This window comes from Akkermansia muciniphila, from assembly GCF_900184965.1.
GTDB classification, from domain to species: Bacteria; Verrucomicrobiota; Verrucomicrobiia; order Verrucomicrobiales; family Akkermansiaceae; genus Akkermansia; species Akkermansia muciniphila_A.
In genome coordinates this window covers 109,171-132,242 of sequence record NZ_FXYA01000162.1, presented here as the reverse complement: position 1 = coordinate 132,242, position 23,072 = coordinate 109,171, and the positions used below count along the sequence as shown (strand labels likewise).

At 57.5% G+C, this 23,072-nt stretch carries 20 protein-coding genes; 11 read left to right on the top strand and 9 right to left on the bottom strand.

All coding sequences use genetic code 11. The features are described 5' to 3' along the window. Positions 1–23 precede the first annotated feature (23 nt). Genes CI070_RS05090 through def form a run of 3 tightly spaced genes read left to right on the top strand, consistent with a single transcriptional unit; the run spans position 24 to position 1,673 of the window. Positions 24–656 carry a MotA/TolQ/ExbB proton channel family protein gene (locus CI070_RS05090; protein ID WP_094137089.1) on the top strand — a complete coding sequence of 211 codons (633 nt, stop codon included), beginning with the start codon at positions 24–26 and terminating at the stop codon, positions 654–656. Positions 657–663: 7 nt separating this feature from the next. Beyond that, positions 664–1,092, top strand: a complete 429-nt coding sequence (locus tag CI070_RS05085; RefSeq protein ID WP_094137088.1) for an ExbD/TolR family protein — start codon at positions 664–666, stop codon at positions 1,090–1,092. Positions 1,093–1,124: 32 nt separating this feature from the next. Next, complete coding sequence (gene def, locus CI070_RS05080) at positions 1,125–1,673, top strand: peptide deformylase (protein WP_094137087.1); 549 nt, start codon at positions 1,125–1,127, stop codon at positions 1,671–1,673. A gap of 162 nt (positions 1,674–1,835) precedes the next feature. Here the strand turns inward: def and CI070_RS05070 are convergent, their stop codons facing one another. After that, the gene (locus tag CI070_RS05070) at positions 1,836–3,023 is read right to left on the bottom strand and encodes a glycoside hydrolase family 57 protein (RefSeq protein WP_094137085.1); all 1,188 of its coding nucleotides are present in this window, start codon (positions 3,021–3,023) and stop codon (positions 1,836–1,838) included. Positions 3,024–3,075: 52 nt separating this feature from the next. Next, positions 3,076–4,374, bottom strand: coding sequence for a glycosyltransferase (locus CI070_RS05065; RefSeq protein ID WP_094137084.1), 1,299 nt, complete (start codon positions 4,372–4,374; stop codon positions 3,076–3,078). Between the two features lie 229 nt (positions 4,375–4,603). On the opposite strand from CI070_RS05065, the gene CI070_RS05060 reads away from it, so the two are divergent. Continuing rightward, the gene (locus CI070_RS05060; protein WP_179218523.1) at positions 4,604–6,991 is read left to right on the top strand and encodes a glycoside hydrolase family 31 protein; all 2,388 of its coding nucleotides are present in this window, start codon (positions 4,604–4,606) and stop codon (positions 6,989–6,991) included. A 40-nt stretch (positions 6,992–7,031) separates the two neighbouring features. Here CI070_RS05060 and CI070_RS05055 read toward each other — a convergent pair whose 3' ends face one another. Then, positions 7,032–8,045, bottom strand: coding sequence for a chorismate-binding protein (locus tag CI070_RS05055; RefSeq protein ID WP_094137082.1), 1,014 nt, complete (start codon positions 8,043–8,045; stop codon positions 7,032–7,034). Positions 8,046–8,305: 260 nt separating this feature from the next. Between CI070_RS05055 and nrfD the strand changes: the two genes are divergently transcribed. Genes nrfD through CI070_RS05030 form a run of 5 tightly spaced genes read left to right on the top strand, consistent with a single transcriptional unit; the run spans position 8,306 to position 14,412 of the window. Next, positions 8,306–9,646: an NrfD/PsrC family molybdoenzyme membrane anchor subunit gene (gene nrfD / locus CI070_RS05045; RefSeq protein ID WP_179218521.1), complete on the top strand. Its 1,341-nt coding sequence runs from the start codon at positions 8,306–8,308 to the stop codon at positions 9,644–9,646. Beyond that, on the top strand, positions 9,643–10,203 hold the full coding sequence (locus CI070_RS05040) for a quinol:electron acceptor oxidoreductase subunit ActD (protein WP_094137079.1): 561 nt from the start codon (positions 9,643–9,645) through the stop codon (positions 10,201–10,203). The genes nrfD and CI070_RS05040 overlap by 4 nt, the downstream gene beginning before the upstream one ends. Continuing rightward, positions 10,200–10,862, top strand: coding sequence for a c-type cytochrome (locus CI070_RS05035; RefSeq protein WP_094137078.1), 663 nt, complete (start codon positions 10,200–10,202; stop codon positions 10,860–10,862). The genes CI070_RS05040 and CI070_RS05035 overlap by 4 nt, the downstream gene beginning before the upstream one ends. Continuing rightward, the gene (locus tag CI070_RS13500; protein ID WP_179218519.1) at positions 10,859–12,091 is read left to right on the top strand and encodes a hypothetical protein; all 1,233 of its coding nucleotides are present in this window, start codon (positions 10,859–10,861) and stop codon (positions 12,089–12,091) included. Before CI070_RS05035 ends, CI070_RS13500 begins: the two co-directional genes overlap by 4 nt. Continuing rightward, positions 12,088–14,412 (top strand): c-type cytochrome, encoded by a 2,325-nt coding sequence (locus tag CI070_RS05030; protein WP_179218517.1) that lies wholly within the window; start codon positions 12,088–12,090, stop codon positions 14,410–14,412. The genes CI070_RS13500 and CI070_RS05030 overlap by 4 nt, the downstream gene beginning before the upstream one ends. Positions 14,413–14,557: 145 nt before the next feature. Here CI070_RS05030 and icd read toward each other — a convergent pair whose 3' ends face one another. The 3 genes from icd to CI070_RS05015 form a co-directional block, all read right to left on the bottom strand. After that, entirely contained in the window at positions 14,558–15,805 is a 1,248-nt protein-coding gene (gene icd / locus CI070_RS05025) for an NADP-dependent isocitrate dehydrogenase (RefSeq protein ID WP_094137129.1), read from the bottom strand. A gap of 139 nt (positions 15,806–15,944) precedes the next feature. Next, entirely contained in the window at positions 15,945–16,679 is a 735-nt protein-coding gene (locus CI070_RS05020; protein WP_094137076.1) for a DUF4230 domain-containing protein, read from the bottom strand. After that, positions 16,660–16,947 (bottom strand): YkvA family protein, encoded by a 288-nt coding sequence (locus CI070_RS05015; protein ID WP_094137075.1) that lies wholly within the window; start codon positions 16,945–16,947, stop codon positions 16,660–16,662. The genes CI070_RS05020 and CI070_RS05015 overlap by 20 nt, the downstream gene beginning before the upstream one ends. Before the next feature lie 402 nt (positions 16,948–17,349). On the opposite strand from CI070_RS05015, the gene CI070_RS05010 reads away from it, so the two are divergent. Together CI070_RS05010 and tmk are read left to right on the top strand one after the other, a co-directional pair. Next, positions 17,350–18,720 carry an MBL fold metallo-hydrolase gene (locus CI070_RS05010; RefSeq protein ID WP_179218515.1) on the top strand — a complete coding sequence of 457 codons (1,371 nt, stop codon included), beginning with the start codon at positions 17,350–17,352 and terminating at the stop codon, positions 18,718–18,720. After that, complete coding sequence (gene tmk / locus CI070_RS05005; protein WP_094137073.1) at positions 18,717–19,337, top strand: dTMP kinase; 621 nt, start codon at positions 18,717–18,719, stop codon at positions 19,335–19,337. Before CI070_RS05010 ends, tmk begins: the two co-directional genes overlap by 4 nt. A gap of 63 nt (positions 19,338–19,400) precedes the next feature. Here tmk and queC read toward each other — a convergent pair whose 3' ends face one another. Genes queC through CI070_RS04990 form a run of 3 tightly spaced genes read right to left on the bottom strand, consistent with a single transcriptional unit; the run spans position 19,401 to position 22,951 of the window. Continuing rightward, positions 19,401–20,072, bottom strand: coding sequence for a 7-cyano-7-deazaguanine synthase QueC (gene queC / locus CI070_RS05000; RefSeq protein ID WP_094137072.1), 672 nt, complete (start codon positions 20,070–20,072; stop codon positions 19,401–19,403). An 8-nt stretch (positions 20,073–20,080) separates the two neighbouring features. Continuing rightward, a complete protein-coding gene (queF, locus tag CI070_RS04995) occupies positions 20,081–20,491 on the bottom strand; it encodes a preQ(1) synthase (RefSeq protein WP_094137071.1) in 411 nt (136 codons plus the stop codon). Positions 20,492–20,518: 27 nt separating this feature from the next. Then, positions 20,519–22,951: a mechanosensitive ion channel domain-containing protein gene (locus CI070_RS04990; RefSeq protein WP_094137070.1), complete on the bottom strand. Its 2,433-nt coding sequence runs from the start codon at positions 22,949–22,951 to the stop codon at positions 20,519–20,521. Positions 22,952–23,072: the final 121 nt, after the last annotated feature.

Genomic DNA, 23,072 nt, shown 5'->3' with positions numbered 1-23,072 from the left:
CAACAAATACCATTCACAGATATATGATGATGAACTTGATTAAGGATTGCATTACATTCTTCCAGGCAGGCGGCGTTTTCATGTACCCGCTGGCGGCCTGTTCCGTTCTTCTTATTGCGGCCGTTATTTACCGCATGTTCAATATGAAGAAGAGTTTTATTTGCCCTGCCGCGCTGACCAGGGCCGTGGAGCAGTACACCCGCGGCGCCGTGGAGCGCAATGAATTGGAGAGAATTGCCGCGGACTCGGATTCCGTGGAGGGCCGCCTGGTGCTGGATGCGTTGAATTCCCCGCTGGAGGATGAAGCCTCCCTGAAGGAGATGATCCAGGTGAAAGCCCGCAAGGAATTCGTAACGCTTCAGGCGGGCCTGCCCCTGCTGGACATGATTGTGATGATCGCCCCCATGTTCGGCATCCTGGGAACCGCCAGCGGCCTGGTGCAGATTTTCAGCGTTTTCGGAATGGATGATAGTCACGGCATGATCGCTCAGGGGATTGCCCAGGCGCTGAATACAACGATTGCCGGGCTCGCCATCGCCACTCCGGCCGTGATTGCCCATGTTTATTATTCCCGCAAGTTGGAGCGCATTTCCGCCTCCATGGAAGTTTTGCTGACGGGACTGGTTTCCTTCCGCTGCCATCATTCCCAACGCTGACAAGGCCATGCAGTTTTACCGCAAGAAAGCAAGGAGCATGGGGGTACCCATTGTCCCCATGATTGACATATTGACCATTCTGCTGATTTTTTTCATTGTCCATACGCAGTGGAAGAAGCCGCAGTCCCTGCTTCAAATAGATGTACCCGGTGCGGAATTCATGGAAGGGGAGCCTTCTTCTGAACAGAGGGCCGTTCTGGCCGTGACGGGGACATCCGCCATTTCCCTGAATGGAAGGCTGGTGGAGATGAATGAACTGGCTGCTGTCCTGGAGGCCTTGAAAAAGGAAAATCCGGGCGTCAAATTGCAACTTGACGTGGATAAAAAAGCGGAGTTCGGCGTCATTGTCGGCATTTGGGATGCGCTGACGTCTGTGGGTATTGACGCAGGGGAGGTTCCTGCCAGAATAGAAATCAACAAGTCCGGCGCACGGTAAGCGCCTTAACAATATATTATCCCCCCCTCCCGATGTTATTGGAAATAGCGCAGTATGGAAATCCGGTATTGAAGGAAAAATGCCGCCCCGTAGAACATTTTGACGACAGCCTGAAAACGCTGGCGGAGAACATGCTGGAAACCATGTACGCCGCAGAGGGCATCGGCCTGGCAGCTCCCCAGGTGAGCATTCCCATGCAACTGGTGGTGATTGATATCCCGAAGGAGGAAGAGTCCGTCACCTGGCTTAAAGTGAACGGAGAGGACAAGGAACTTTCCGACATTATGCCCTTGATGTTTACCAATCCCGTTCTGGAACCTTACGGCCCCATGCATCCTTTTCATGAAGGCTGCCTGAGCGTGATGAAGATACGCGCTTCCGTCGTGAGGCCGGACTTTGTCAAGGCTACGGTGCTTCTGATTGACGGAAGAGAAATAACGATTGACTGCAACGGCCTTCTGGCCAGATGCCTGCAACATGAATGCGACCATTTGAACGGCATCCTTTTTGTGGAGCGCGTTTCTTCCGCACAGAAGATTACCCTGCGCAACAAATTGAAGCGTCTGGCGTTGGGATATTAAACTTCCCGTGAATCTCCTCAGGCCTTTATGGCATCCAAAAGAGGCGGGCAGGGAAGACCGCATTCCGGGACCACACAATTTCTGCAACCGGGAATCATCCTATGATGTTTCCGGCAAACAGGCTGCAATTCACCCGGATTTTCAGTATTCGGAAAAAAGAGGTCAGGACGCTTTTTCCGAATTTGACTGAACCGTTTTCCCGGATTCCCTTTTGACGCGTATTTGCAGATCCGCCAGGGCGTTCATGTAGTAGATGTATGCGTCAAAGGCGGATGCATACGGCGTGAAGGAGTTTTCCTTCTGCATGTAGTGGAAGTGGTCCGCACTTTGAAGTTTGCGCCAAACGTGGGTGAGATCCTTGTCATGGGCCGCCTTGACCGGTTTTTCCAGACGGTAGATTTTGCGGAGGGCTTCATCCTGCATGACGTTTCCGTTCCAATGGGACATGGTTCCAAAAGTGGAGCAGGTCATTTCCTGGGTGCATTCACAGACGGAAACGGGTTTGATTTCCCGCGCCACTTCGGACGGAGTCATGAACCGGTTGCCGGCGTCTACGCAGGCAAGAATCATCGTCCGCCAGAATTCGAAGACGCCTGTAGCGTCAGACTGGCGTTCACCCAGTGTTTCATAATCCATGGACAGGGTAGTGACGCTTCCCTGCTGGTGCGTCAACCAATCCGCGAACGTAGTGGGGGAAAGAGGGTATTCCGACCATTCCGGATCAGTCCGCATGATTGCCAGGTCATTGGAGAGTTCCCGGTTGCGGAAGATGGTGGTGGTGTTATACACCCAGGGGGCCAGGAAGACTTCATTGCTGGTGAATCCCTTGAGCATGGCCGGGTTGCCGTCCGCCATGATGCCTTTGAAGCCGAGCGTTTCCGCCTGCGCCGCAATGGCATTGGAGTACAGCATGCCGGTATTCATCAGGACGTCCGATTCCTGATGAAAGAGTTTTTTGAGGAGTTCCCGGTGTTCTTCAATCTGTTCGGCAAATTCCTGAGGAGAGTAAACGGAGGCCAGGGAGTTGTAGTAAGGCATTGCCAGAAAGTCCACACAGCCGGTTTCCGCCAGATCCTTGAAAGCGGCAATCAGATCCGGCCTGTGGTACAGGGCCTGTTCCAGAATGACTCCGCTGAGCGCCAGCCCAAAACGGAATTTACCCCCGGTTAGTTCAATAAGCTGTTTCATCAGCCGGGTTGCCGGGAAGTAACAGCGTTCCGCCACCGTGCTGAGCACGCGGGCATTCAGATCATCATCTTCATAAAAGGCGTGTTCTCCAATTTTGAAGAAGTCATAATGAATCAGCCGGTTGGGCTGATGAGCCACGAAAGTGAGGGAAATGTTGCTCATGGACGGAGGAGGGAGAGGGCTGAGAGTTATTAAGTAGGGTAAAAAGGCGTTTTTAGCGGTTCAGCACATGTTCATAGACCCGGATGACCTTGTCCGCGGCGGCGTCCCAGGTGGAGGCTTTGATGTCCTCCGTGCTCTGTTCCACTACTTTCCGGTACAGTTCCTCATCCGTGCAGAGATGGACGATATGCTCCGCCATTTTGTTGACGTCCCAGAAGTCCGCTTTCAGGGCTCCCTTCATGACTTCCGCTACGCCGGACTGCTTGGAAATCACGGCGGGGATGTTGAATTGGGCCGCTTCCAGCGCAGAAAGGCCGAATGGCTCCGATACGGAAGGCATGCAGTAGATATCCGTGATGGAGAGGAGTTCATTGACTTTGTCCTTGTTCAGGAAACCGGTGAAGTGGAATTTGTCGCCTACGCCCTTGAAAGCTCCGGATTCAATCAACTGGCGGAGTTTTTCTCCCGTGCCGGCCATAACGAAACGAACGTCGTCCGTTTGTTCCAGAACCTTGGCGGCAATCTGAAGGAAGAATCCCGGGCCTTTCTGCGCCGTCAGGCGCCCCAGGAACAGCACGAGTTTTTCCGGGAATTTCTTCTTGCCTTTGAAAACTTTGACCGGATCCGCTCCGTTGTGAATGGGAAATATCTTATGGGGATCAATGGCATAGTGCCCGCTGGCGATGGTCCCCGTGTATTTGCTGACCGGGATAACGGCGTCCGCCTGTTCCATGCCGAATTTTTCAATGTCGTAAATCCAGCCGCGGGCATCCGCTCCGGCCCGGTCAAACTGGGAAGCGTGCAGATGCACCACCAGGGGCTTGCCTGTGGCTTTTTTCACTTCCACGCCAGCCAGGTAGGTCAGCCAGTCGTGGGCGTGGATAATGTCAAAATCCTGTTGGAGGGCGACTTTTACCGCTATTTTTGAGAATTGAATGACTTTCAGGGCCAGGTCTCCGGCGTAGAGGTCTTCCTTGTTTCTGAACAGCTGGAGGTCGGCTTCATGAGTTTTGGAGAAGGTGATGCGGCCTTCCTTGGTGAACTTCACTACTCCGGAGCTTCCTTCCACGGTAGTATAGGGATCCAGTTCAATGGGGGCGCGCTCCACCAGGGCAAAGCTGTCATAGGAATATTTCCGGTCCACTTGTTCCACTTCCCGGTAGGAGACGTTATTGAGACCGGTGAGCTGGAATCCGTCAAAAAGAACGGAAGGATCGGCCTTGGGAACGATTACCCTTAAATCCACTTTTTTTGCCAGTGCCTTGGAAAGACCCAGGCAGGCAATGCCCAGCCCTCCGTTAACCAGGGGCGGGAATTCCCATCCTAATGTAAGAACTCGAATTGTGCTCATCGGTTGATGTGGTTTGTCGGTGTCGGGAAGGGTACGGACTCGTGCCGTGTTGTGCACCAACGCAATAAAACCAGATTTTTCATGTTCGGTCTAGATTATTATGAATAATTTTACTCTAATAATGAAAAGAAAAGCGCTGCATTAGTTCAATCTTGCGTTCGTCATGAAATTGATTTAGTCTGGACTGAACGCTTTTGATTCTCTCTTCCGCCCGGCTTCGATGTGCACCGTGTCCAACATCCCTGAACGACGAAAAAAACCTCCTCTCCGGGGGCGTTTCGTCAAATGGGAGTACACGAATGCGGTTTCCAAAATAACTCTCAGCGTGTGTCTTGCTGATGCCGGAATTGTCCGCGTAACGTACTTCCCCGGGGCAGTGCCGGAAGATGAGCCAAGTTATGCCGTCAGCCCGGGGTATTCCGCCCCGGGAGCGGAAATCCGTGAGTATGACGAGGCCGGAGCGCATGTCGTTGAAACGTCCCTGCTTCGCATCCGCATCCGCCCGGAAGAACAAAAGGTGGATTTTTACGATATTGCCACGGATGAACCCCTGCTGACGGATGAGGGCGGCTTTGGCCGGGAGAGCAAGGACTGGACCGGAGACGCCCGGGTATGGATACGGAAAAATCTTCAGGAAACGGAGCATTTTTTCGGGCTTGGAGACAAGCCGTGCGCCTTGAACCTGAGAGGCAAGTATTTCTCCATGTGGGGAGCGGACCATTATGATTTTCATGAGGAATCGGATCCCCTTTACAAAAGTATTCCCTTTTTCCTCAGTTTGCGGGAGAGGAAGGCGTACGGCCTGCTGTTTGACAACACGTGCCGTTCGTTCTTCGACTTCGGCGCTGCGGATGAAAAGGTTCTTTCTTTCGGGGCCTCCGGAGGCCTGATGAATTATTATTTCATTTACGACCGCAGCCCGCTGGACATCATCTCCGCTTATACGCGCCTTACCGGTACGCCTGAATTGCCGCCTTTGTGGGCGCTGGGGTACCACCAGTCCAAGTGGAGCTATTATCCGGACAAGGCCGTGTACAACCTGGTGGAACGCTTTCGGAGCCTGGGCATTCCGTGCGATGCCGTGCATCTGGACCATCATTACATGGAACGGAAAGAGGGGTTTACGTGGGACAGGCAGAATTTTCCCGACGCGGAAGGAATGGTCCGCGCCCTGGAGAAGGACGGTGTGAAGACGGTCCTGATTGTCAATCCCGGCGTGAAGGTCAACCCCGCCAATCCGGTCTGGAAAGAGGGGATGGAACGCAATTATTTCTGCCGCCGGTCGGAAGGCAATTTATTGTCGGAGGAAGTATGGCCGGGGCTTTGCAATTTCCCGGATTTTACGGCTCCGGCCGTACGCGGCTGGTGGGCGGGCCTGTTCAGCCGGGATATTGGGAAAATTGGCGTGCGAGGTCTCTGGAACGATATGAACGAACCTGTCGTTTTTCCGGACCGCACTTTCCCGATGGATACGCGGCATGAATATGACGGCATGCCCTGTTCCCATGAGAAGGCTCATAACATTTACGGGCAGTGCATGGCGGAAGCCTCCTGGCTGGGCATGAAGCGTCATGCTCCGGACCGGCGCCCCTTCCTGCTGTCCCGGTCCGGTTTTGCCGGGCTGCAGCGTTTTGCCGCCACATGGACAGGGGACAACCGGTCCAACTGGGAACATTTGAAGCTGGCCAATTTCCAGTGCCAGCGGCTTGCGGCTTCCGGCATTTCCTTCGCGGGAGCGGATGCGGGGGGATTCATGGGGCATCCCACGCCGGAATTATTTTGCCGCTGGATGCAGATGGCTTCTTTCCACGGTTTTTTCCGCAATCATTCCTCCGGGGAGTTCGGCGGTCAGGAACCATGGATGTTTGGACAGGAAGTCACCTCTTGCGTGAAAGCCGCCATAGAGGGCCGCTACCGCCTGCTTCCCTATATCTATACGCAGTTCCGCCGGTACGCGGAGACGGGCATGCCCGTGCTGCGTTCCCTGGCCCTGCAATGTTTTACCAACAAGGACACCTACTGGCGGGGGGCGGAGTACTTCTTCGGCGACCATCTGTACGTCGTTCCCATTCATGAGCCGCAGGAAGGCGGACGGTTTCTCTACATTCCGGAGGGTGTCTGGTATTCCTATCACACGGACAGCCTGATGGAGGACACCGGAAAGGATGTCTGGGTGAAATGCCCTCTTTCTTTCCTGCCCGTGTATGTCCGCGGAGGGGCGGTAGTCCCCCATTGGCCGGTGCAGCAATATGCAGGGGAACTGCCTCGCCCGCCGCTGACGCTGGATGTATGGTGGGCGCCGGAAGGGGAGGTGGCCTCCCATTTGTATGAGGATGCAGGGGACGGGTATGCATACCGGAACGGGGAATGCGCCGTGCATGAGTTCCTTTACCGCGGCGGCTCCAATTCCCTGGAGCTGGACTGGAACTGCGAGGGAGATCCCTGTGCATTCCATGAGTCCGCAGAAGTGGTTTTGCACGGCTTGCCTGCGGGTATTTCCGTCAGCGCATGCATGGACGGCGTTCCTTGCCGCAGCGTAACGAGGGAAGGCCGGGTATGGAGGATACCGGTGAAGGATAAATTTGATGCGCTTTCCGTTTGCTGGACGACGGAATGATGTTTTTGCCGTTAAGGGCGGGAGGCGCCCGGCGGATTTGTCATGGAAGGCGGAAACTGCGCCTGACCGTATCCCTCTTCAATTTCAGCTCCCGCCATTCATGCGTCAGGGTGGAGGATGCCACGACGCCTCCCCCGGCGCAGAGGGAGAGCTTCTGCCCCTGCCAGTACAGGGAGCGGATGCCTACCAGGCAGAAGAAGTCTCCGTCTTCCAGAAACCCGAACGGAGCGCCGAAACGAAGCGGACAGCGCAGGCGTGAACGCCAGTTGTCCAGCTGGGCGAGCGTTTTCTCCGTGCGGGGCTGGGATCCCAGGGCGGGGGTGGGGTGGAGCAGCCGTATCCAGTGGGCCGGAGTGTGCTGTTCGTCCGATTCCAGCGTGAGGTAGGTGACGAAGTGGATCAGGGTGTCGAGGTTCAGCACGCTGCGGGCCGTTCTGGTGACGCTGCCGCAGGGGGACAGGCGGGAAAGAATGCTGCCCGCCACGATTTCATGCTCGCGGATTTCCTTGTCGTCGTTGATGAAGACCCCCACATCTTCCGGACGGGCCGTTCCTGCCAGGGCCATTGTCTCCAGGAGGCGGCCCTGTTGGCGGAACAGTGTTTCTGGAGTGGTTCCGCAGAATCCTTCCCGTTCCGTCCACCAGGCGTAGGGATAATGGGACGGAGAGCTGTTAATGGCCCGCGGTATGAGTTCCCGGGGTGTGTGTGGCGGCTGCATTTCCCCGAACTGAGGCATCGCCGGAACGCTTTTCACCAATTTCCCGGTGGCGATTTGTTCCATTATTTCCGCAAAAACCTGTGCGTACGCGTCCGGAGACGGTTCCGACCACCGGATTTCCGGAGCGGGCGGCAGGAGGCTTTCCTCCGGTGAAAGAGAAAGAAGGGCTGACGGTATTTTCCATGGCCGCGGATCGTCCAGACGGAATGTATCAACATAAAAAGCGGGACCGGAATCCGGTGGTTCCGCCGATTCCCGGAAAGGCCCGGTTCCGAGCAGAAGGCCGCGGGAAGGGTGCTTGATCAGGGCTCCGGAAGTCAGCGTTTTTATGTCCATGCGCCATTCATGTTAAAATGCCGTGGCCGGGAATTCCAGCTATTTGAATGTTTGTGAAAGTGCGGATGAAGCGGGGGTAACGGTTCCCATGGGCCTTTTCCCCGCCGCTGAAGGAGCAGGAGGGTGGCTTATCTTTCCCTGCCCGAAGGGAATTCCGCCTCTGTTTCCTGAAGCCGTGCGCCATGTCACGTGCGTTCCCCTTTTGAATTGACGGGAAAAAGCGCTCAAGTAAACTTTAACGAGCTTGCGTCCCTATGCAGATGATGAACAGACCAGCACCAGCAGTTCCCTCCGCCGATATTCCGGTAGAGGCCATGCTGGCAGAGGTGCGGAAGCCGCCGGGGCCTGTCTGGTGGGGCGTGTTTCTCGCCAGCGCATTGCTGGCGGCGTGGGGCATCGGGTGGAGTTCCTGGCGCATTGCAGCAGAGGGGGCAGGCGTGCTGGGGGTGAATAATAACGTGGTATGGGGGCTGGACATTGTGCATTTTGTTTTCTGGATAGGCCTGGGGCATGCGGGCACCCTGATTTCCGCCGTCCTGCTGCTGACGCGCCAGTCATGGAGAAGCCCGATTGCGCGCGGAGCGGAACAGATGACCCTGTGCGCGGTCATCTGCGCCGCCGTCTTCCCTGTAGTGCACGTAGGGCGTGTCTGGATGGCGTGGATGGCTTCCCCCCTGCCGGAAGTGAGCGGAATTTGGCCGGATATGGCCTCTCCTTTGATGTGGGATGTCATGGCCGTCAGCACCTATTTTCTTCTTTCCCTGTTGTACTGGTATATCGGCCTGGTGCCGGATTTCGCGCTGCTGAGGGACTGCTGCAAGGGGCGTCTGAGGCGCCGGTACGGATGGCTGGCGTTGGGCTGGCAGGGTACGGGGCGCCAGTGGCGCGCCTATGAAAAGGCCAGCCTGCTTTTTGCGGTTATTCTGACTCCGCTCGTGGTATCCGTTCATTCCGTGGTGAGCTTCGATTTTTCCGTAACTCAGGTGCCGGGGTGGCACCAGAGCATTTTCCCGCCCTATTTCGTAGGAGGGGCCATTCTTAGCGGCATGGCGATGGTTCAGCTGATTCTGCTGGGGGTGAGCCGTCTGATGGCCGGCAGCGGCGTTCGCCAGGCCGTTACTCCGGCCATTCTGGATTTAAGTTCCCGGTTGGTGCTGGCCCTGAGCCTGGTGATGGGGGCCATGTATTTATGGGAGCATCTGGCCGCCATTCTGAATGGAGGCGCTCAGGAGCCGTTTCCGGGCAGAAATCCCGTGAATGCCGTGTTCATCATCGTCATGGTTGCCGGGAACGTGGTGCTGCCCCAGTTGTTCTGGTTCCGCCCTCTGCGAACCAACCGCCGGGTGATTGCCGCCGTGGCTCTGGGAGTGCTTGCGGGCATGTGGATGGAACGTTTCTGGATTGTCGTGAATTCCCTGAAGGCCTCTCTGCTTGCCGCCAACATCGGAGATTATTTCCCAAGCGTGACGGATTTGGCCATGATGGCCGGGAGCGTGGGTCTGTTTATGGCCCTGTATATGGCGCTGGTGCGTGTGGCTCCGTTCTTTTCCCTGTGCGACGTTCGGGAACAGCAATCCCTGAACAAGGAGGGCGGGGCATGAAGAAGGCCGTCATTTCCGGCTGGGTGCTTTCCTTCGGTTCGGAGAAGGCGCTTCTTCAGGCCGTCCGCATGCTGATGAAGGAGGAAAATTTGCGCTGGGAAGTTTGCGCCCCTTATCCTTGCGCCGCCGTCCGGCTTGCCAACAGACACGCCGGGAGGGCCGTGGGCGCAGGCATCCGGCTGTGGGCCGCTGCGGGCGGCGTCTGCGGGTTTCTGGCCGTGGCCCTGTGGCTTTACTGGACGCAGTTCTGCGCGGATCCCCTTGTGACCCAGGGCAGGGTGCAGGGCTGGGACAACTGGCCCGCATACGTTCCGCCCCTGTTTGAGGGTACTTTGCTGGGGGCCGGATTGCTGACCGCCGCCGGATTCCTGAGGGGGGCTCTTCTTCCGAAGTGGCATGACTGGGCGTTCGAGTGTGATTTTTTCAGGACGGATGAGCACGGAAACGGGTACTTTATTCTGCTGGAAGGTGGATGCGAAGAGCGTTCCGCCGCCCTGGTTGAGGCCCTGAATCCGGATGCCCGCGAGCATGTTCATGGGAAAGGAGGCCGGCCATGAGAGGCGGCATTATGGCGGCAGCCGCCCTGGTTCTGCTGGGAGCGTTCTGGTTTCTGGCGGGAGACGACGATGGGAGAAATGTCGCTCCCCGTCTGTTTGACAATATGAATGAACGCCCTCTGGCGGATGCCCAGCAGGTGGGGATGCCTTCTGCCCCCGCAGGCCGGAAAACCCGTCTGACGCCCCCCCATTCCGTGGCGCAGTCCCTGGGCATCGTCGGAACGGCTTGGAAACGGGAAGGCGACCGGGATTCCTTTGCTGCGGAAGGTTCCTATTTTTCCTCCGGCCGCATGCAGGGCGGAGAGGAGGATTCCATGCCTCTGGAACTGGGCGGCATCTCCCGCAGCCGCGACGTGCAGGCGGAGGGGCGTGCGCTTTATCTGGCGCACTGCGCCGTTTGTCATGGAAAGGACGGAGACGGACGCGGCAGCATGGCCGCTTATGACACCTATCCGCAAATAGGCTCCTTCCGGGATGAAAAGTACGCTTCCTATTCCCCAGGAAAAATGTTCAGGAGCATTCGGTCGGGGCAGGGGAACATGCCCGCTTTCGGAAACATTCTCACGGCGCGGGAAATCTGGTGTCTGGCGGCGTTTGTCCGCCATTTGCAAGCGCTGCCGGAAGAACCGGCCGTTAAACAGAAGGAACAGCATCCATGAACAGCAATACATCTTCAACAGGCAGGGAACGCCGGGACCGTCCGGCATTCGGCTGGGTCGGGCGTTCCGCAGCCCTCTCCCTGTGGATACTTTCCGTTCTATTGTGGTGCGTGCTGATGCGCCAGTCTTTTACGGCCATGCCCTGGGACGACATGACGGTTGCCGGGGAAAGGCTGCAGGAATTGAGAAGGCCGTTCGCCGCTGCCGGAATGGCCGCAGGCGTCTTCGGCTCCGGCCTCTGTCTGGGGTGCCTGTTCTGGCTCTGCCTGTCTTCACTGACGGGTTCCGGCTGGGGGATCGCTCTGAGAAGGGTGCTGGCGGCGGGTTGTTGGGGGTTTTTACCCGGTGTTCTGGTATTGGCCGGAACGGTCGGCTGCCTGACTACCGTGATTTTTCCGGAAGCAGCACGCTACTGGGGGGTAGCGGATGTTTCCTCTCCCGGCGTCCAGGCCTTTGGCGTTCTTGATTTGGCTGACTTCTCATGGTGGAACCCGGCATGGCTGTACGTGCGCGTGGGGGGCGTTGCGGCGCTTTCCTGGAGCATGGCCCAGGTATGGGAAACGCTGGTTGCGGAAAAAAATGTCTGGCAGCCTTCCTTCCGCCGGGGCTCTGCCGCCTTTTGCATGATCGTGACGGTGATGATGCTGGGTCTGCTGGGGGTGGACATGCTGGGAGGAACGGGGAAGAGCGTTCTTTCCATGTTCCCCGTATACATGATTGCATATGTTCTGCTGGCGTCCCTGGCGTTCGCTGTGTTGTCCGCCGTGCTCCTGAAGCGGCTGGACGGGGGGAAGGAGCTGCCTTGGCCCCGCCTGGGAGGCATGCTGACGGCCATGGTTCTGGTGAAAGCCTATATTGTATATTCGCAGTACATGATTACCTGGTACGCCTCCATTCCGGCTGAAATGTCCTTTTATGAAGACGCCGCTTCTTCCGGCTGGTCCGGGATGTTGGCCGCGGCTCTCGTTCTTCAGCTTTTGCTTCCTTTCCTCATATTGCTGTTTCCCGCGTTGAGACGCCGTCCGTCCGCTTTGGGCGCCGTATGCGCCGGAGTGCTGTTGGGCTCCCTGCTGGAAGCGTGCTGGATGTTCGGCCCAGGCCTTGGGCTGAACCCTGCCGCGTGGAAGGCATGGCTTCCGTTCGTCCTGCTCCTGGTGGGAATGGGCCTGATCTGCTGTTTTTCCTTCCTGGGGGCCTTGAGCGTCCGCAGGGTATTTCCCAAACCATGATGAACCGTATCCCCGCCGTTTTTTTTCTGTTTCTCCGCCGTCCGGGAGAGTTTTTCCCCCTGTTCTGGCTGGCAGGCGCTTTTGTGCTGGGTTTCCTGTGGTCGCTGGCCTACGCCTCCGGTCTGGTGGCGGAAGGGCCTTTGCCGTGGCCGGCCGGCCGTCTCATGTTCGCATTCTACGGCATGCTGGTGTACGGCTGGGCCCTCCCCGTCCTGTTTTCTGTTGCGGCGGGAAGCGGGGGCCGGTGGAGGAAACCCGCAGAATGGCTCTGGCATGCCTGCGTCGCGCTGGGGGTGGCGACCATTGCCGCGGGGAATGGGAGCGGCGTGCTCCTGATGCCTTTTGACTGGTGGGTCTGTCCGGTTTTCGCTTTCCTTTCCGCAGGGGCTGCGTGTCTCGCATGGTTCCGGCCGTTTCCGTGGCCTGTACGGCTGTTGTTCAGTTCCTCCGCCGGGTGCGTGGCGGCGGCCCTTCTGGTGCTGGGATATACGCAGGGATTGTCCATGAATGGCCTGCTGGATGTTTCCGCCCTGGGGGGGAGCCTGTCCTGCGGGCTGATGTTTGCCGCCCTGGGAGCGGCGGCGCTCCGGCTGGATATGGGGCAAGGGAGGACAGTTGGAATTCTGTCCGTCTGGATGGCCCTGGTGCTGGCGGCGGCACCGGTGATCGGAGGGCTGGGGGGGCTTCAGGGATTTCCCGTGCCGTGGATGTTGGTGGAGGCCGGTACCGTCTGGTGTTGGTGCGCCGTTCTTCCCGCCGTTCTGGCGGCGGCGCGTTTTTGGATGAAATCCGGTACGAAGACAGGAATATGGATGAAGACCGGGGTTTCCCTGCTTGCCTTGCTGGCGGCATGGAACGTGTTTGTTGCAGGTGCGCCGGAGCTGATGCAGTTTTCCCTGTCTGCGTGGCATGAGCCGGAATTATGGATTCTGCCGGGGGCCGGAGTGTTGATGATGGCAGGGGGGAAGGCTCCCGGACGTTTCCCTGCGGCATGGCGGCTGCTGGGCGCAGGCGTCTGCGGCGTGTTTCTGGCGTATGCCGTAGGCGTGCTTGCCGTCCTGGATGTTCAGGCTTTTCCTGAGGCGCGTCGTGCGGAGCTGATGAGCGGCTGGGTGGGCATGGCTGCCTGCGTCCACGCCGTTGCCATGGCTTTTTGCCTGGCGGGCAGTCTCTGCCTGTGGCGGCCTGTGGAAGAGGAAGACGGAAGCCGGGAGCCGGAACCTCCGTTTTTGCCGCGCTTCTTCTTTATTTCAGCCGTTGCGGCGGTTGTGGCGCTGGCTGCTGCTGCCATTTTCCTGCATGCTCCGCCTCCAGATTCCATGGAGGTCAGGAGGCCCGTTCAGGATGCGGCTGGCGCCGGTATTTATGCCGCGGAGGGGTGTGCCCTGTGCCATACCCAGATTATCCGGCGTTCCCTGTCCGGAAAAGACTGGCAGACGGCAATTAACCGCGGGACGGATCCGGATTTTCCCTACCGGGTTAGTGAGCCGGAAGACATGGATGCCGAATTCAACAGGGAAGGAGCGCCGCAGGCGGGCGTGGCGGCGGTTGGACCGGATTTAAGCAATGCTGCGGAGTATATCACAGGCAGGCTGGAATATGAGGATGCCGTGTCCGGCGGCACGCGCCGCGCCGCGCAGGCGCGGGAATGGCTGGCCCTGCATCTTTACAACCCGCGGGAAACGCAGTTCAACAAGCCCTGGACGGTGTGTCCGGCCATGCCCGGACTGTTTGAGGAACGCCCCGTAGAAGGGAATGCTCCTTCCCCAGAGGCCCTCCCCGTCCAGATGGAACCGGGCTGGGAACTGGTTCCCACGGAACGGGGGAAGCATCTGCTGAACTACCTGGCTTCCCTCCGAAGGGTGGAGCCTTCCCGGAAACGCGACCGTATTCATTCTTCCCCGGGAATGTCCCATATTCACCCGGATTATGCCGCCCATCCTCCCGCCGTGGACATGGAACGCCTGAAAAAAGCACGCGCCGCTGCCGTCATGGAAAAGGGGAAAGGCGTGTATCTCTCCAAATGCGCCATTTGCCACGGCAACGACGGCCTGGGAGACAGGGTAACCTATCCTCCCCTGGCTGGTTCCGAATGGCTGAAAGAAAAGCCTGATGCGGAAATCGTCAGGATCATCCTCCAGGGGCTGACCGGCCCCATTACGGTGAATGGCAAGGCATGGGATTCCACCATGCTGCCGCCCGGCATCACGAATTCCCGGGATCTGGCCAACCTCCTCACATTCCTGCGCCGCCAGTTCGGAGGCGTGGAAGGAGCGGCCTATACGCCGGAACAGATGGACGCCATTCGCCGGGAGCTGTGACGGTCCGGACTTTCGATAGCCGCTTCATGACTGTTCTGAAAGAAGAGGAGAGAGACAGGGGGGCTGGGGTCCGCTGCAACAAAAAAGACTGCCCTCCGAACCATATGCCGGAAGGCAGCCTGATGAAAGAGGTTTGGGAAAAAGGTCAGCTCAGGGCTTCCACCAGCTTGTCCCCGTAGGCGGAGCAGGTAAGTTCCGTGGAACCGGGAATCATTTCCGCAAGGTCGAACGTGACCGTTTTTTCGGAAATTACCCGGTCGATGGCCTGAATCAGCAGGTCGGCGGCTTCCGTCCAGCCCATGTAGCGCAACATCATCTCCGCGGACAGGATGACGGAGCTGGGGTTGGCCTTGTTTAGTCCGGCCAGTTTTGGACCGGTGCCGTGCGTAGCTTCAAAAATGGAATGCCCCGTCAGGTAGTTGATGTTGCCTCCGGGAGCGATGCCGATGCCGCCTACCTGCGCCGCCAGGGCGTCGGATATGTAATCTCCGTTCAGATTCAGCGTGGCTACTACGTCGAAGTTTTCCGGGTGGAGCAGAATTTCCTGAAGGAAGGCGTCCGCAATGCAATCCTTGATGACGATACCGTTGGGAAGTTTCAGCCAGGGGCCGTCCCCGATGGGGATGGCGCCGTATTCGCGCCGCGCGACATCGTATCCCCAGTCACGGAAGCCGCCTTCCGTGAACTTCATGATGTTGCCCTTGTGCACCAGCGTGACGTTCTTCCTTCCGTTGTTCACGGCATAGTCAATGGCGGCGCGCACCAGGCGCTCCGTGCCTTCACGGGAAACGGGCTTGATGCCGAAGCCGGAGCTTTCCGGGAAACGCACCTTTTTCATGCGGTCCGGGAAAATGCGGCTCATGGTATCAAAAAACAGCTTGGCGTCCTCCGTGCCTTCCTTGAATTCGATCCCGGCGTAGATGTCTTCCGTATTTTCACGGAAAACAACCATGTCCACTTTTTCCGGAGCCTTGACGGGAGTTTCAATGCCATTGAAATAGCGCACGGGACGCAGGCAGACAAACAGGTCCAGATCCTGCCGCAGCGTGACGTTCAGGCTGCGGATGCCTCCGCCCACCGGGGTGGTGAGGGGGCCCTTGATGCCGATGAGGTACTTGCGGAAAGCTTCCACCGTCTCATTCGGAAGCCAGGTGCCCAGATTATCAAAAGACTTCTGCCCGGCGAAAACTTCATACCACGCGATGGAACGCCTGCCCTGATAGGCCTTGGCTACGGCTGCATCAATGACGCGGGAAGCCGCCGCCCATATTTCAGGACCGGTTCCGTCACCAATGATGAAAGGAATGACGGGTCTGTCTGGAACGCAAAGCCTGCCGTTCTGCATGGTGACGGCTGCACCGTCTGCGGGAGGGGTGAATGTTAAATTGGCCATGACGTGCGTTCCTTTATAGGACACAGCCCGGTTTGGCAAGATAAAAGAGCGGAATGGGGGATTGTGTTTCATGGGGTTTTGCAGGCTTGTGCAGCAACTGGATTGGAAATGTTTTCCCTATCTCCCCCGCATGGGCGTGTCAAAACCAGCGGTCCTTCCCGGACGGCTGTTCCGGCTGACCGGCTTCTTCCCGGAGGCGTTTGAGGAAATTTTCTTCTGCCTGATGTTTCAGGCCGCTCTCCATGATGTGCTTCCGGGCGTTTTCGTTCAGTTGGTTGACGGCAATGGCGGCATCTTCGGAAGTCAGCCTGTTCCAGATGCCGGCGTCGTCCTTCACGATGCGCAGGGAACCCTCCACCATCTCGCAGGAAATCAGCGTTCCATGAAGGCCCTCCGCCGTAATGGAGTTTTTGTTGTCTGCGGGAATGATAATCCGAAGAGGTTCGGGCCCTTCCAGGTTGATGCCTCCGTGGGCGCGGTAGGCCGCTTTCAGAACCAGCGTTTTTCTGCTCCACCACCAGGTGGTGGAATAACGGTATTCATATTCAAAAGTCCGTTCCACGGTAACCAGATTGGCGACTTTTTCATCCTTCTGCACCACCAGGGCCACGCTGCCGTGGTTGGAGGAGAATCCCTTATTGATCAGGGTAAGGCCCATTTCCCTGCCGGCTTCAATCAGTTTTTCCGCTACAGCCATCGGCTTTTCCGCCGGGGCGGTGATGCAGGAGCGCACACACCAGAACAATACGGCCAGCACACCGATCAGAACGGCTCCCCTGGCCAGGGCGACGACAGCGGGGGAATGGAAAAAGGTGGTGGAGGAACCGCTCATGAGATGTTGCGCGTAGCGGAATTCAGGGTTCCGGATCTTCATGGGAGCCATCTTCCCTGATGGGAGGCATGAACAGGGCCAGGAAAGTGAAAGCGATGACGGTCAGGTCGTCTATTTGTCCAAATCCGGGAATGAAATCCGGAATCAAGTCAATGGGGGAAAAAGCGTAGAGAGCGGTCAGGATGAGGAGAACAATCTTGCGTTTGGTGAAAAGGCGCGGTTCTCCTTCCCGGCTGCGGAAGTAATTGACGGCTCTGACCAGGAGTTGCTGCCTGGAGCCGTTGGGTGGAATGGGAAACCTGTTTTTCATGGGGCTGCAGGGGGGGGAATTTGCCGTAAATGGAAGGGTAACTCTTCCGTCATTATCTCATGCGCCCCCGGCTGCGTCCAGAGCAATTACCGGCTTCCTTCGGGTGTGTGTTTTCTTACGCGCAGCGTTTGCGGCGATTGCGCTGTGCGGGTATCCCTTTTCCCGGCATTGTCATCGGCAAGAGGAATGGAAGAGGACAGGCGCCGGGAAACGCGGAAGGAACCGGAACATTTGTCTTGTCCCTGCCGTTTTCCGAGCCTGTTCCCACCAGCCGCGACAACGTTCCGCAGGGTAGAAGATAGCGTCTTCCCCATCTGCCCGCGTTCCTTTCCCGGAAGAGGAATGCCCGGGCTTGCGGCATTGACACGGCGGGAGGCACGGGGGACTCTTCTGCGGCATATAATGATCAGTTTCACCAATATCAGCGGAGCCGAGGAAATTGGGGCCAATTGCTATTTGCTTGAGATGGACGGCACCAGGATCGTGCTTGACAGCGGGATGCACCCCAAGAAGGAGGGGAAGGCGGCCATGCCGGACTTTGATTCCCTGGAACCTAATTCCGTGGAAGCCGTTTTTTTAAGCCATTCCCACCTGGACCATCTGGGGACGCTGCCCGTGCTTCAGGAGAAACAGCCTGCGGCGGAGGTGTTCATGACGCCCGCCGCGGCAGCCCTGTCTGAAGTGATGCTGCACAATTCCGTGAATGTGATGAGCGCCAAGAGGCTGGACCTGGGCATTGTGGAGTATCCTTTTTTCACCCATAACGATCTGGACAGATTGAGCGACGCCTGGAATGCCAAATCCTGCAACGAAGTGTTCCGCGTGGGCTTTCGTCAGAACGTGCTGGCCACGTTTTATGATGCCGGGCACATCCTGGGGTCTGCCGGCGTGATGCTGGAGAGCGAGAGCGGCCATACCGTATTTTACACGGGGGACGTGCAGTTTGAGGACCAGAGCATGATTCCCGGGGCTGATTTTCCGGAATCCGGCGTAGATACGCTGGTGATGGAGTGCACGCGCGGCGGTTTCCAGCGCAGCGCCCACTATTCCAGGCCGGAAGAGATGGTGAGGTTCGGGAAAGCGATTGCGGAGACGCTGGAGCGCGGCGGCGCCGTACTGATTCCGGTATTCGCCATCGGCAAGAGCCAGGAGATGCTGTTCAATATCCACCGTTTCAAGCAGATGGGGGTGATTCCCGCCAATACTCCCGTGTACTTCGGCGGTCTGAGCGCGAAAGTTTCCCTGTTGTACGACCGTTTTGCCGGGTCAACGCGCAGGCATGACCATGAATTCAAACTGAAGGAGGAGATTCAGACCGTGCCCCTTCCGCGCAAGGGAAAAGCTCCGCTGGTGTGTTCACCGGGGAATATTTACGTGGTGTCCAGCGGCATGATGACGGAAAACACGCTTTCCAACGTTATGGCGGAACAGGTTCTTCCCCAGGAGAAGAACGCTATTTTGTTCGTAGGATATGCGGATCCTGATTCTCCCGCGGGACTGTTGAAGGCAACGCCTGAAGGGGAACTGGTGAAAATGCGGCCCAAGGGGCAGCCGGTGCGCCGCAAGTGCACCGTGGACTGTTTTGATTTTTCCGGGCATGCCACCCGGGATGCCCTGGTCAATTATGCCGTGAAGCTGAATCCCAGGCAGGTGGTTCTGGTGCACGGGGACCCGGATGCCGTGGAGTGGATGCGCCATACGTTATCCGCCAAAATGCCGGATTCCACCATCGTCGTTCCTGAGCCGGGGCGCCGCTACACTTTTGAGCCATGAGTTTTACAGGAGAAAGAAAGGGGAGGCTGGTCGTCTTTGAAGGTATTGACGGCACGGGCAAGTCCACCCACATCGGCCACTTGCGGAAGTATCTGGAGGGGAAGGGGCTGGAAGTGGTGCAGAGTTTTGAACCCACGCGCGGCCGGTGGGGCCGGATGCTCCGGGATTCCGCCGTGACCGGACGCCTTTCCGCAGAGGAGGAAGTGGCCCTGTTCCTGAAAGACAGGAGGGAACATGTAAAGACGCTGATTGCTCCCGCATTGGCGCGGGGGGCATGGGTTCTGCTGGATCGCTACTATCTTTCCATGATGGCTTACCAGGGCGCGCGCGGCATAGACCCGCAGGACATCCGCGCCGCCAATGAAGAGTTTGCCCCGGTGCCGGATGCCGTGGTCTGGCTGGATATTCCCGTTTCCGCGGCGTTGGAACGCATCGGAAACCGCGGGGAACGCGACGCTTTTGAGACGGAAGAGGGTCTGGCGGCCTGCCGCAGCGTGTTTGCTTCCGTCCATGCTCCCTGGATGCTCCGCGTAGAAGCAGACGCCGGAGAGGAAGAAGTGGCGGCAAGAGTGCGGAGGTCTCTTGCCGCGCGTTTTCCCGATGTCATTGAAGCATAGGCGCATCCCTCCGGCCGGAGGCCGGGGATTTTCCCTTGGCGGGTCATTACTGGCATTTAACTGCTATTTCGCAGGCGCATAAGCCGTTGGATCCGGAATCCCGGCTTCCCTGAAGGCTTCCCGGCGTTCCATGCAGGTGGAACAGACGCCGCAGTGGACGGCTCCGCCCTTGTAGCAGGAATAGGTGCGGGAAAAGTCCACGCCCAAATCCTGGCCCATGGCGGCGATGCCGCTCTTGGACATGTGGATGAAAGGGCGCAGGATGCCCAGACCGGCGTAGGTTCCCAGGCGAATGGCCTCCGTCATGGCGGCCATGAATTCCTCCCGGCAGTCCGGATAGATGCTATGATCACCGGAATGGGCCGCAATGACGAGCTGCTGCGCTCCGCAGCTTTCCGCAACCCCGGCGGCGATGGACAGGAAGATGCCGTTGCGGAAGGGGACGACGGTCTGTTTCATCAGTTCTTCATCATAGGAACCGTCCGGAATATCGTCCGCGCCGGAGAGAAGGGCGGATTTCAAATGGGCGGAGATGGAGGAGATGTCAATCACGCGGTGCTCTATACCCAGGCTGGCGGCCTGCCAGGCAGCGCATTCCAGTTCCCGTTCCGCGTGGTTGGAGGCATAGTCAAAGCTGAGGGCCACCCGGACGCGGTGGTTCCTGTGCGCCCAGTGCAGGGCTACGCTGGAGTCCAGGCCCCCGCTGAGCAGTACGGCTGTTTCCATCTTGTCCATGGTCTGGATTAAAGAGGGCGGTTTTCCGGATTGTGTTCGGCAACAGCGGTCAGCTGGATGCCGCCGCGGGGGGAGAAACGTCCTTCCACCTTCAGCCACCGCGGGGAAATGGCGGCCACCAGATCATCCGTGATGCGGTTGACGATTTGTTCGTTGAAAGCCGGGTAGTTGCGGTAGGAGGCCAGATAGTATTTGAGGGATTTGGTTTCCACGCACTTTTCCGCGGGAACGTAGGTGATCGTCAGGCGGCAGGAATCCGGTTGCCCGGTAACGGGGCAGAGGGAGGAAAATTCATGGGTGTCCAGCGTGATGGTGTAGGGACGCGTGCCGCGGTTGGGGAAGGATTCCAGCCTGGCGTCGTCAGGGCTGGTGAAGAAGGAGCTTTGAGAGCCTAATAGAGTCAGATGGTCGTCGGACATGGTTGATGTAGTATGGTAATGGATGGTTCAGGCCCCCTGGACGGGGGCGCCTTTTTCCAGGACGGGTTCTTCGCCGGGGAATTCTTTCACGTACAGGTCCTGTTGAGGGAACGGAATGGAAATGCCGTGTTCGTTGAACGCATTATAGATGTGTTCCCGCACGGAGGAAAGACTGGAGGATTTTGTCATGACGGGAACCCAGACCCATACGCCCAGATTGACGGCACTGTCTCCGAAATTGTCCAGCACCACGCTGGTTTTTTTGACCTTGGAAAGGAAGGGCAGGGAAGCCAGCGTTTCCAGAATGATTTTACGCGCCCTTTCCACGTCCGTTCCGTAGGAAATGCCCACTTCCACCTTCACGCATTCGAATTTATGGTTGCGGGTCATGTTGCGGAAGTTCTTGTTGAAGAGCTGGGAGTTCTGGAAGGCGATGATAGAGCCGTCCAGCGTCTCGATCATGGTGGAGCGGTAGCCCAGGGAGGAGACGCGGCCCCGGTAGCCGTCGCATTCAATCATGTCGCCCTGGCGCAGGCGCCCCAGCATCAGGGAGAGGCCGCAGATGATATTCTCAATGGTGTCTTTCAGGGCAAAGCCGATGCCCATGCTCAAGCCCCCCATGACCATCAGCAGCCCGTTGTAATTGGCGTTCATGATGATGAGCGCCGTAAAGACGAAGAGCCCCCAGAGAAAAAGGGAGGAGAGCGTCACGAAGGTGGGGATGATGCCTACTTCATAATCTTCTCCATAGACTTCGTGCAGCGTATTTTTCCCCAGGAATATCAGGTAGTTGAGAACAATGGCAATCAGGATGACCGTGATGACGCTGCTCCAGCTGAAAGTGAACAGATCCTTGATTTCCGTGGCGGCGAAAATTTTATTGATGATGAGGTCCCCCATGTCGAAGGTGGCGGCGGGCCAGATGAGGCTGAACAGGATGAGGAAGATGGTCAGGCAGGGAAGCGCCAGCTTGGAGACGAAAGGGCGGAACCACAGGATGACCCGCTTGTTCCGTTCCTTCCGGCGTTTTTCATAGTGGTGGAGCAGATCCCACAGGCCCACCAGCAACAGGATGCTGGTCATCAGCATGATCCAGGTCATCAGCACCAGGAAGGCCATGAAACTGAATCCAGTCCAGCACAGAACGCTGCCCAGGATAGTAAACACCAAAGATACGGTGGAGAAGAAACGGTCCAGCCGGGGCAGCTTGTGCCGCTGCCGCACCCAGGTCAGCAGGGAGAAGAGGGAAACCAGCGTGAACAGGATGGGCATGGAAATATCCACGATAATGTTGGGGGCCATGAACATGCGCAGAAGCATGAAGAATCCGCCCAGAAGAAGGTAGGGCATGTAGATGCGGATGCCGGAGTTAATGGTGCCGTAGGGGAGGCGCGTGACCAGGGAGAACAGGATGGCGCTGACCAGCAGAAGGAATTCCGCGCCCAGGGAAGCCGCGCTCTCCAGCAGGTAGTTCGGCGTGCGCAGTGAGGCAATGACGAGGATCAGCGCCACGATAAGAATGGTGGTGACGTTGGTGAACGCATGACGCTTGTTGTAGTTGCCCGTCTTTTTCAGCGTTTTTTTGAAGCCCAGGAAGACAATGAAGCGGGCAAGGCAGTAGGAGCACAGGATGATGCCCAGCAGGATAAGGCCGTAGTGTTTGAGCGTTTCCGAGTCTGATGGAAGCTGGAGCTTGCTGTCCGCGGATGTTTCCCATACGCTCATGCATATTTCATACGTCTTGAGCGGCTTGAGAAAGATATACCTGGCCGCATGGGACGGGGTGTAAAATATCCTGTTGAACAGGGAGGTGAACATTTGGGCGCTTTCATAGTTCAGCGTGTCTATCTTCCTGTTCAGATTATTGAAAAGTTCCTTAAGGTAAATGAACTGCTCCTTTTCTTCCTGAAGGGATTTTTCCAGTTCCTGGCAGGCATACAGAGCTTCATCCCTTTGCACCAGGGATGGTTCCGACAGGTTGGCCGTGTCGACTTCCTCCAGGGATTCCGCCAGTTTTTTAATGCGTTCTATTTCCTTGCCCAGCCGCTCCTCCTGTTCCTGGAAGTCCGGTTTTTGGGCGTAATACATTTCCACCAGCCTGGTGGCTGCCTTGCAGTAAAAAGCCAGCGTAAAGATTTTTTGATCGTCCAGGGCGTAAAGCACGGCGGACATTTCATATACCCTGGTGTCAAAATAATTGTAGGTGGCGTCCGCGTTCTTCACCAGCACTTCCCGGACGGCCATCCTTTTTTCCTCATTCTTTTTCAGGATGGTGATTTCATGGCACAGGGCCATGATAACCGCATCCATTTCCGATTGATCCGGCTGCGCCTGGGGCTGTTCCGGGGCGGCGGAAGGCGGTTCCGCCTGCTGTGCGGACACAGAACCTGAGGCCAGAAACCCCGCCAGAAAAAAGGCGGCGCAGAGGCGGAAAAAGATCCGGTAATCAGGGATGCTCATGAATGGTCCCTGTTCTAGGGGCTGCGGGCATTACGGTCAAGGTTATATATTCTCCTGCTGACGGAGGGGAGCTTCACAAGGAGAAGCCCGTTTTTTCAGAGCAAGCCGTATGGAAAGGGCG

Bases quoted from the DNA above. Each gene is read 5' to 3' on its own strand.
- CI070_RS05030 (WP_179218517.1), top strand. From the start codon at position 12,088: ATGATGAACCGTATCCCCGCCGTTTTTTTTCTGTTTCTCCGCCGTCCG.
- CI070_RS05090 (WP_094137089.1), top strand. From the start codon at position 24: ATGATGATGAACTTGATTAAGGATTGCATTACATTCTTCCAGGCAGGC.
- CI070_RS05015 (WP_094137075.1), bottom strand. From the start codon at position 16,947: ATGAAAAACAGGTTTCCCATTCCACCCAACGGCTCCAGGCAGCAACTC.
- CI070_RS05055 (WP_094137082.1), bottom strand. From the start codon at position 8,045: ATGGACATAAAAACGCTGACTTCCGGAGCCCTGATCAAGCACCCTTCC.
- icd (WP_094137129.1), bottom strand. From the start codon at position 15,805: ATGGCCAATTTAACATTCACCCCTCCCGCAGACGGTGCAGCCGTCACC.
- CI070_RS13500 (WP_179218519.1), top strand. From the start codon at position 10,859: ATGAACAGCAATACATCTTCAACAGGCAGGGAACGCCGGGACCGTCCG.
- CI070_RS05020 (WP_094137076.1), bottom strand. From the start codon at position 16,679: ATGAAGATCCGGAACCCTGAATTCCGCTACGCGCAACATCTCATGAGC.
- CI070_RS05065 (WP_094137084.1), bottom strand. From the start codon at position 4,374: ATGAGCACAATTCGAGTTCTTACATTAGGATGGGAATTCCCGCCCCTG.
- CI070_RS05070 (WP_094137085.1), bottom strand. From the start codon at position 3,023: ATGAGCAACATTTCCCTCACTTTCGTGGCTCATCAGCCCAACCGGCTG.
- queC (WP_094137072.1), bottom strand. From the start codon at position 20,072: ATGGACAAGATGGAAACAGCCGTACTGCTCAGCGGGGGCCTGGACTCC.
- CI070_RS05035 (WP_094137078.1), top strand. From the start codon at position 10,200: ATGAGAGGCGGCATTATGGCGGCAGCCGCCCTGGTTCTGCTGGGAGCG.
- queF (WP_094137071.1), bottom strand. From the start codon at position 20,491: ATGTCCGACGACCATCTGACTCTATTAGGCTCTCAAAGCTCCTTCTTC.
- CI070_RS05040 (WP_094137079.1), top strand. From the start codon at position 9,643: ATGAAGAAGGCCGTCATTTCCGGCTGGGTGCTTTCCTTCGGTTCGGAG.
- CI070_RS04990 (WP_094137070.1), bottom strand. From the start codon at position 22,951: ATGAGCATCCCTGATTACCGGATCTTTTTCCGCCTCTGCGCCGCCTTT.
- tmk (WP_094137073.1), top strand. From the start codon at position 18,717: ATGAGTTTTACAGGAGAAAGAAAGGGGAGGCTGGTCGTCTTTGAAGGT.
- CI070_RS05010 (WP_179218515.1), top strand. From the start codon at position 17,350: ATGATCAGTTTCACCAATATCAGCGGAGCCGAGGAAATTGGGGCCAAT.
- def (WP_094137087.1), top strand. From the start codon at position 1,125: ATGTTATTGGAAATAGCGCAGTATGGAAATCCGGTATTGAAGGAAAAA.
- nrfD (WP_179218521.1), top strand. From the start codon at position 8,306: ATGATGAACAGACCAGCACCAGCAGTTCCCTCCGCCGATATTCCGGTA.
- CI070_RS05085 (WP_094137088.1), top strand. From the start codon at position 664: ATGCAGTTTTACCGCAAGAAAGCAAGGAGCATGGGGGTACCCATTGTC.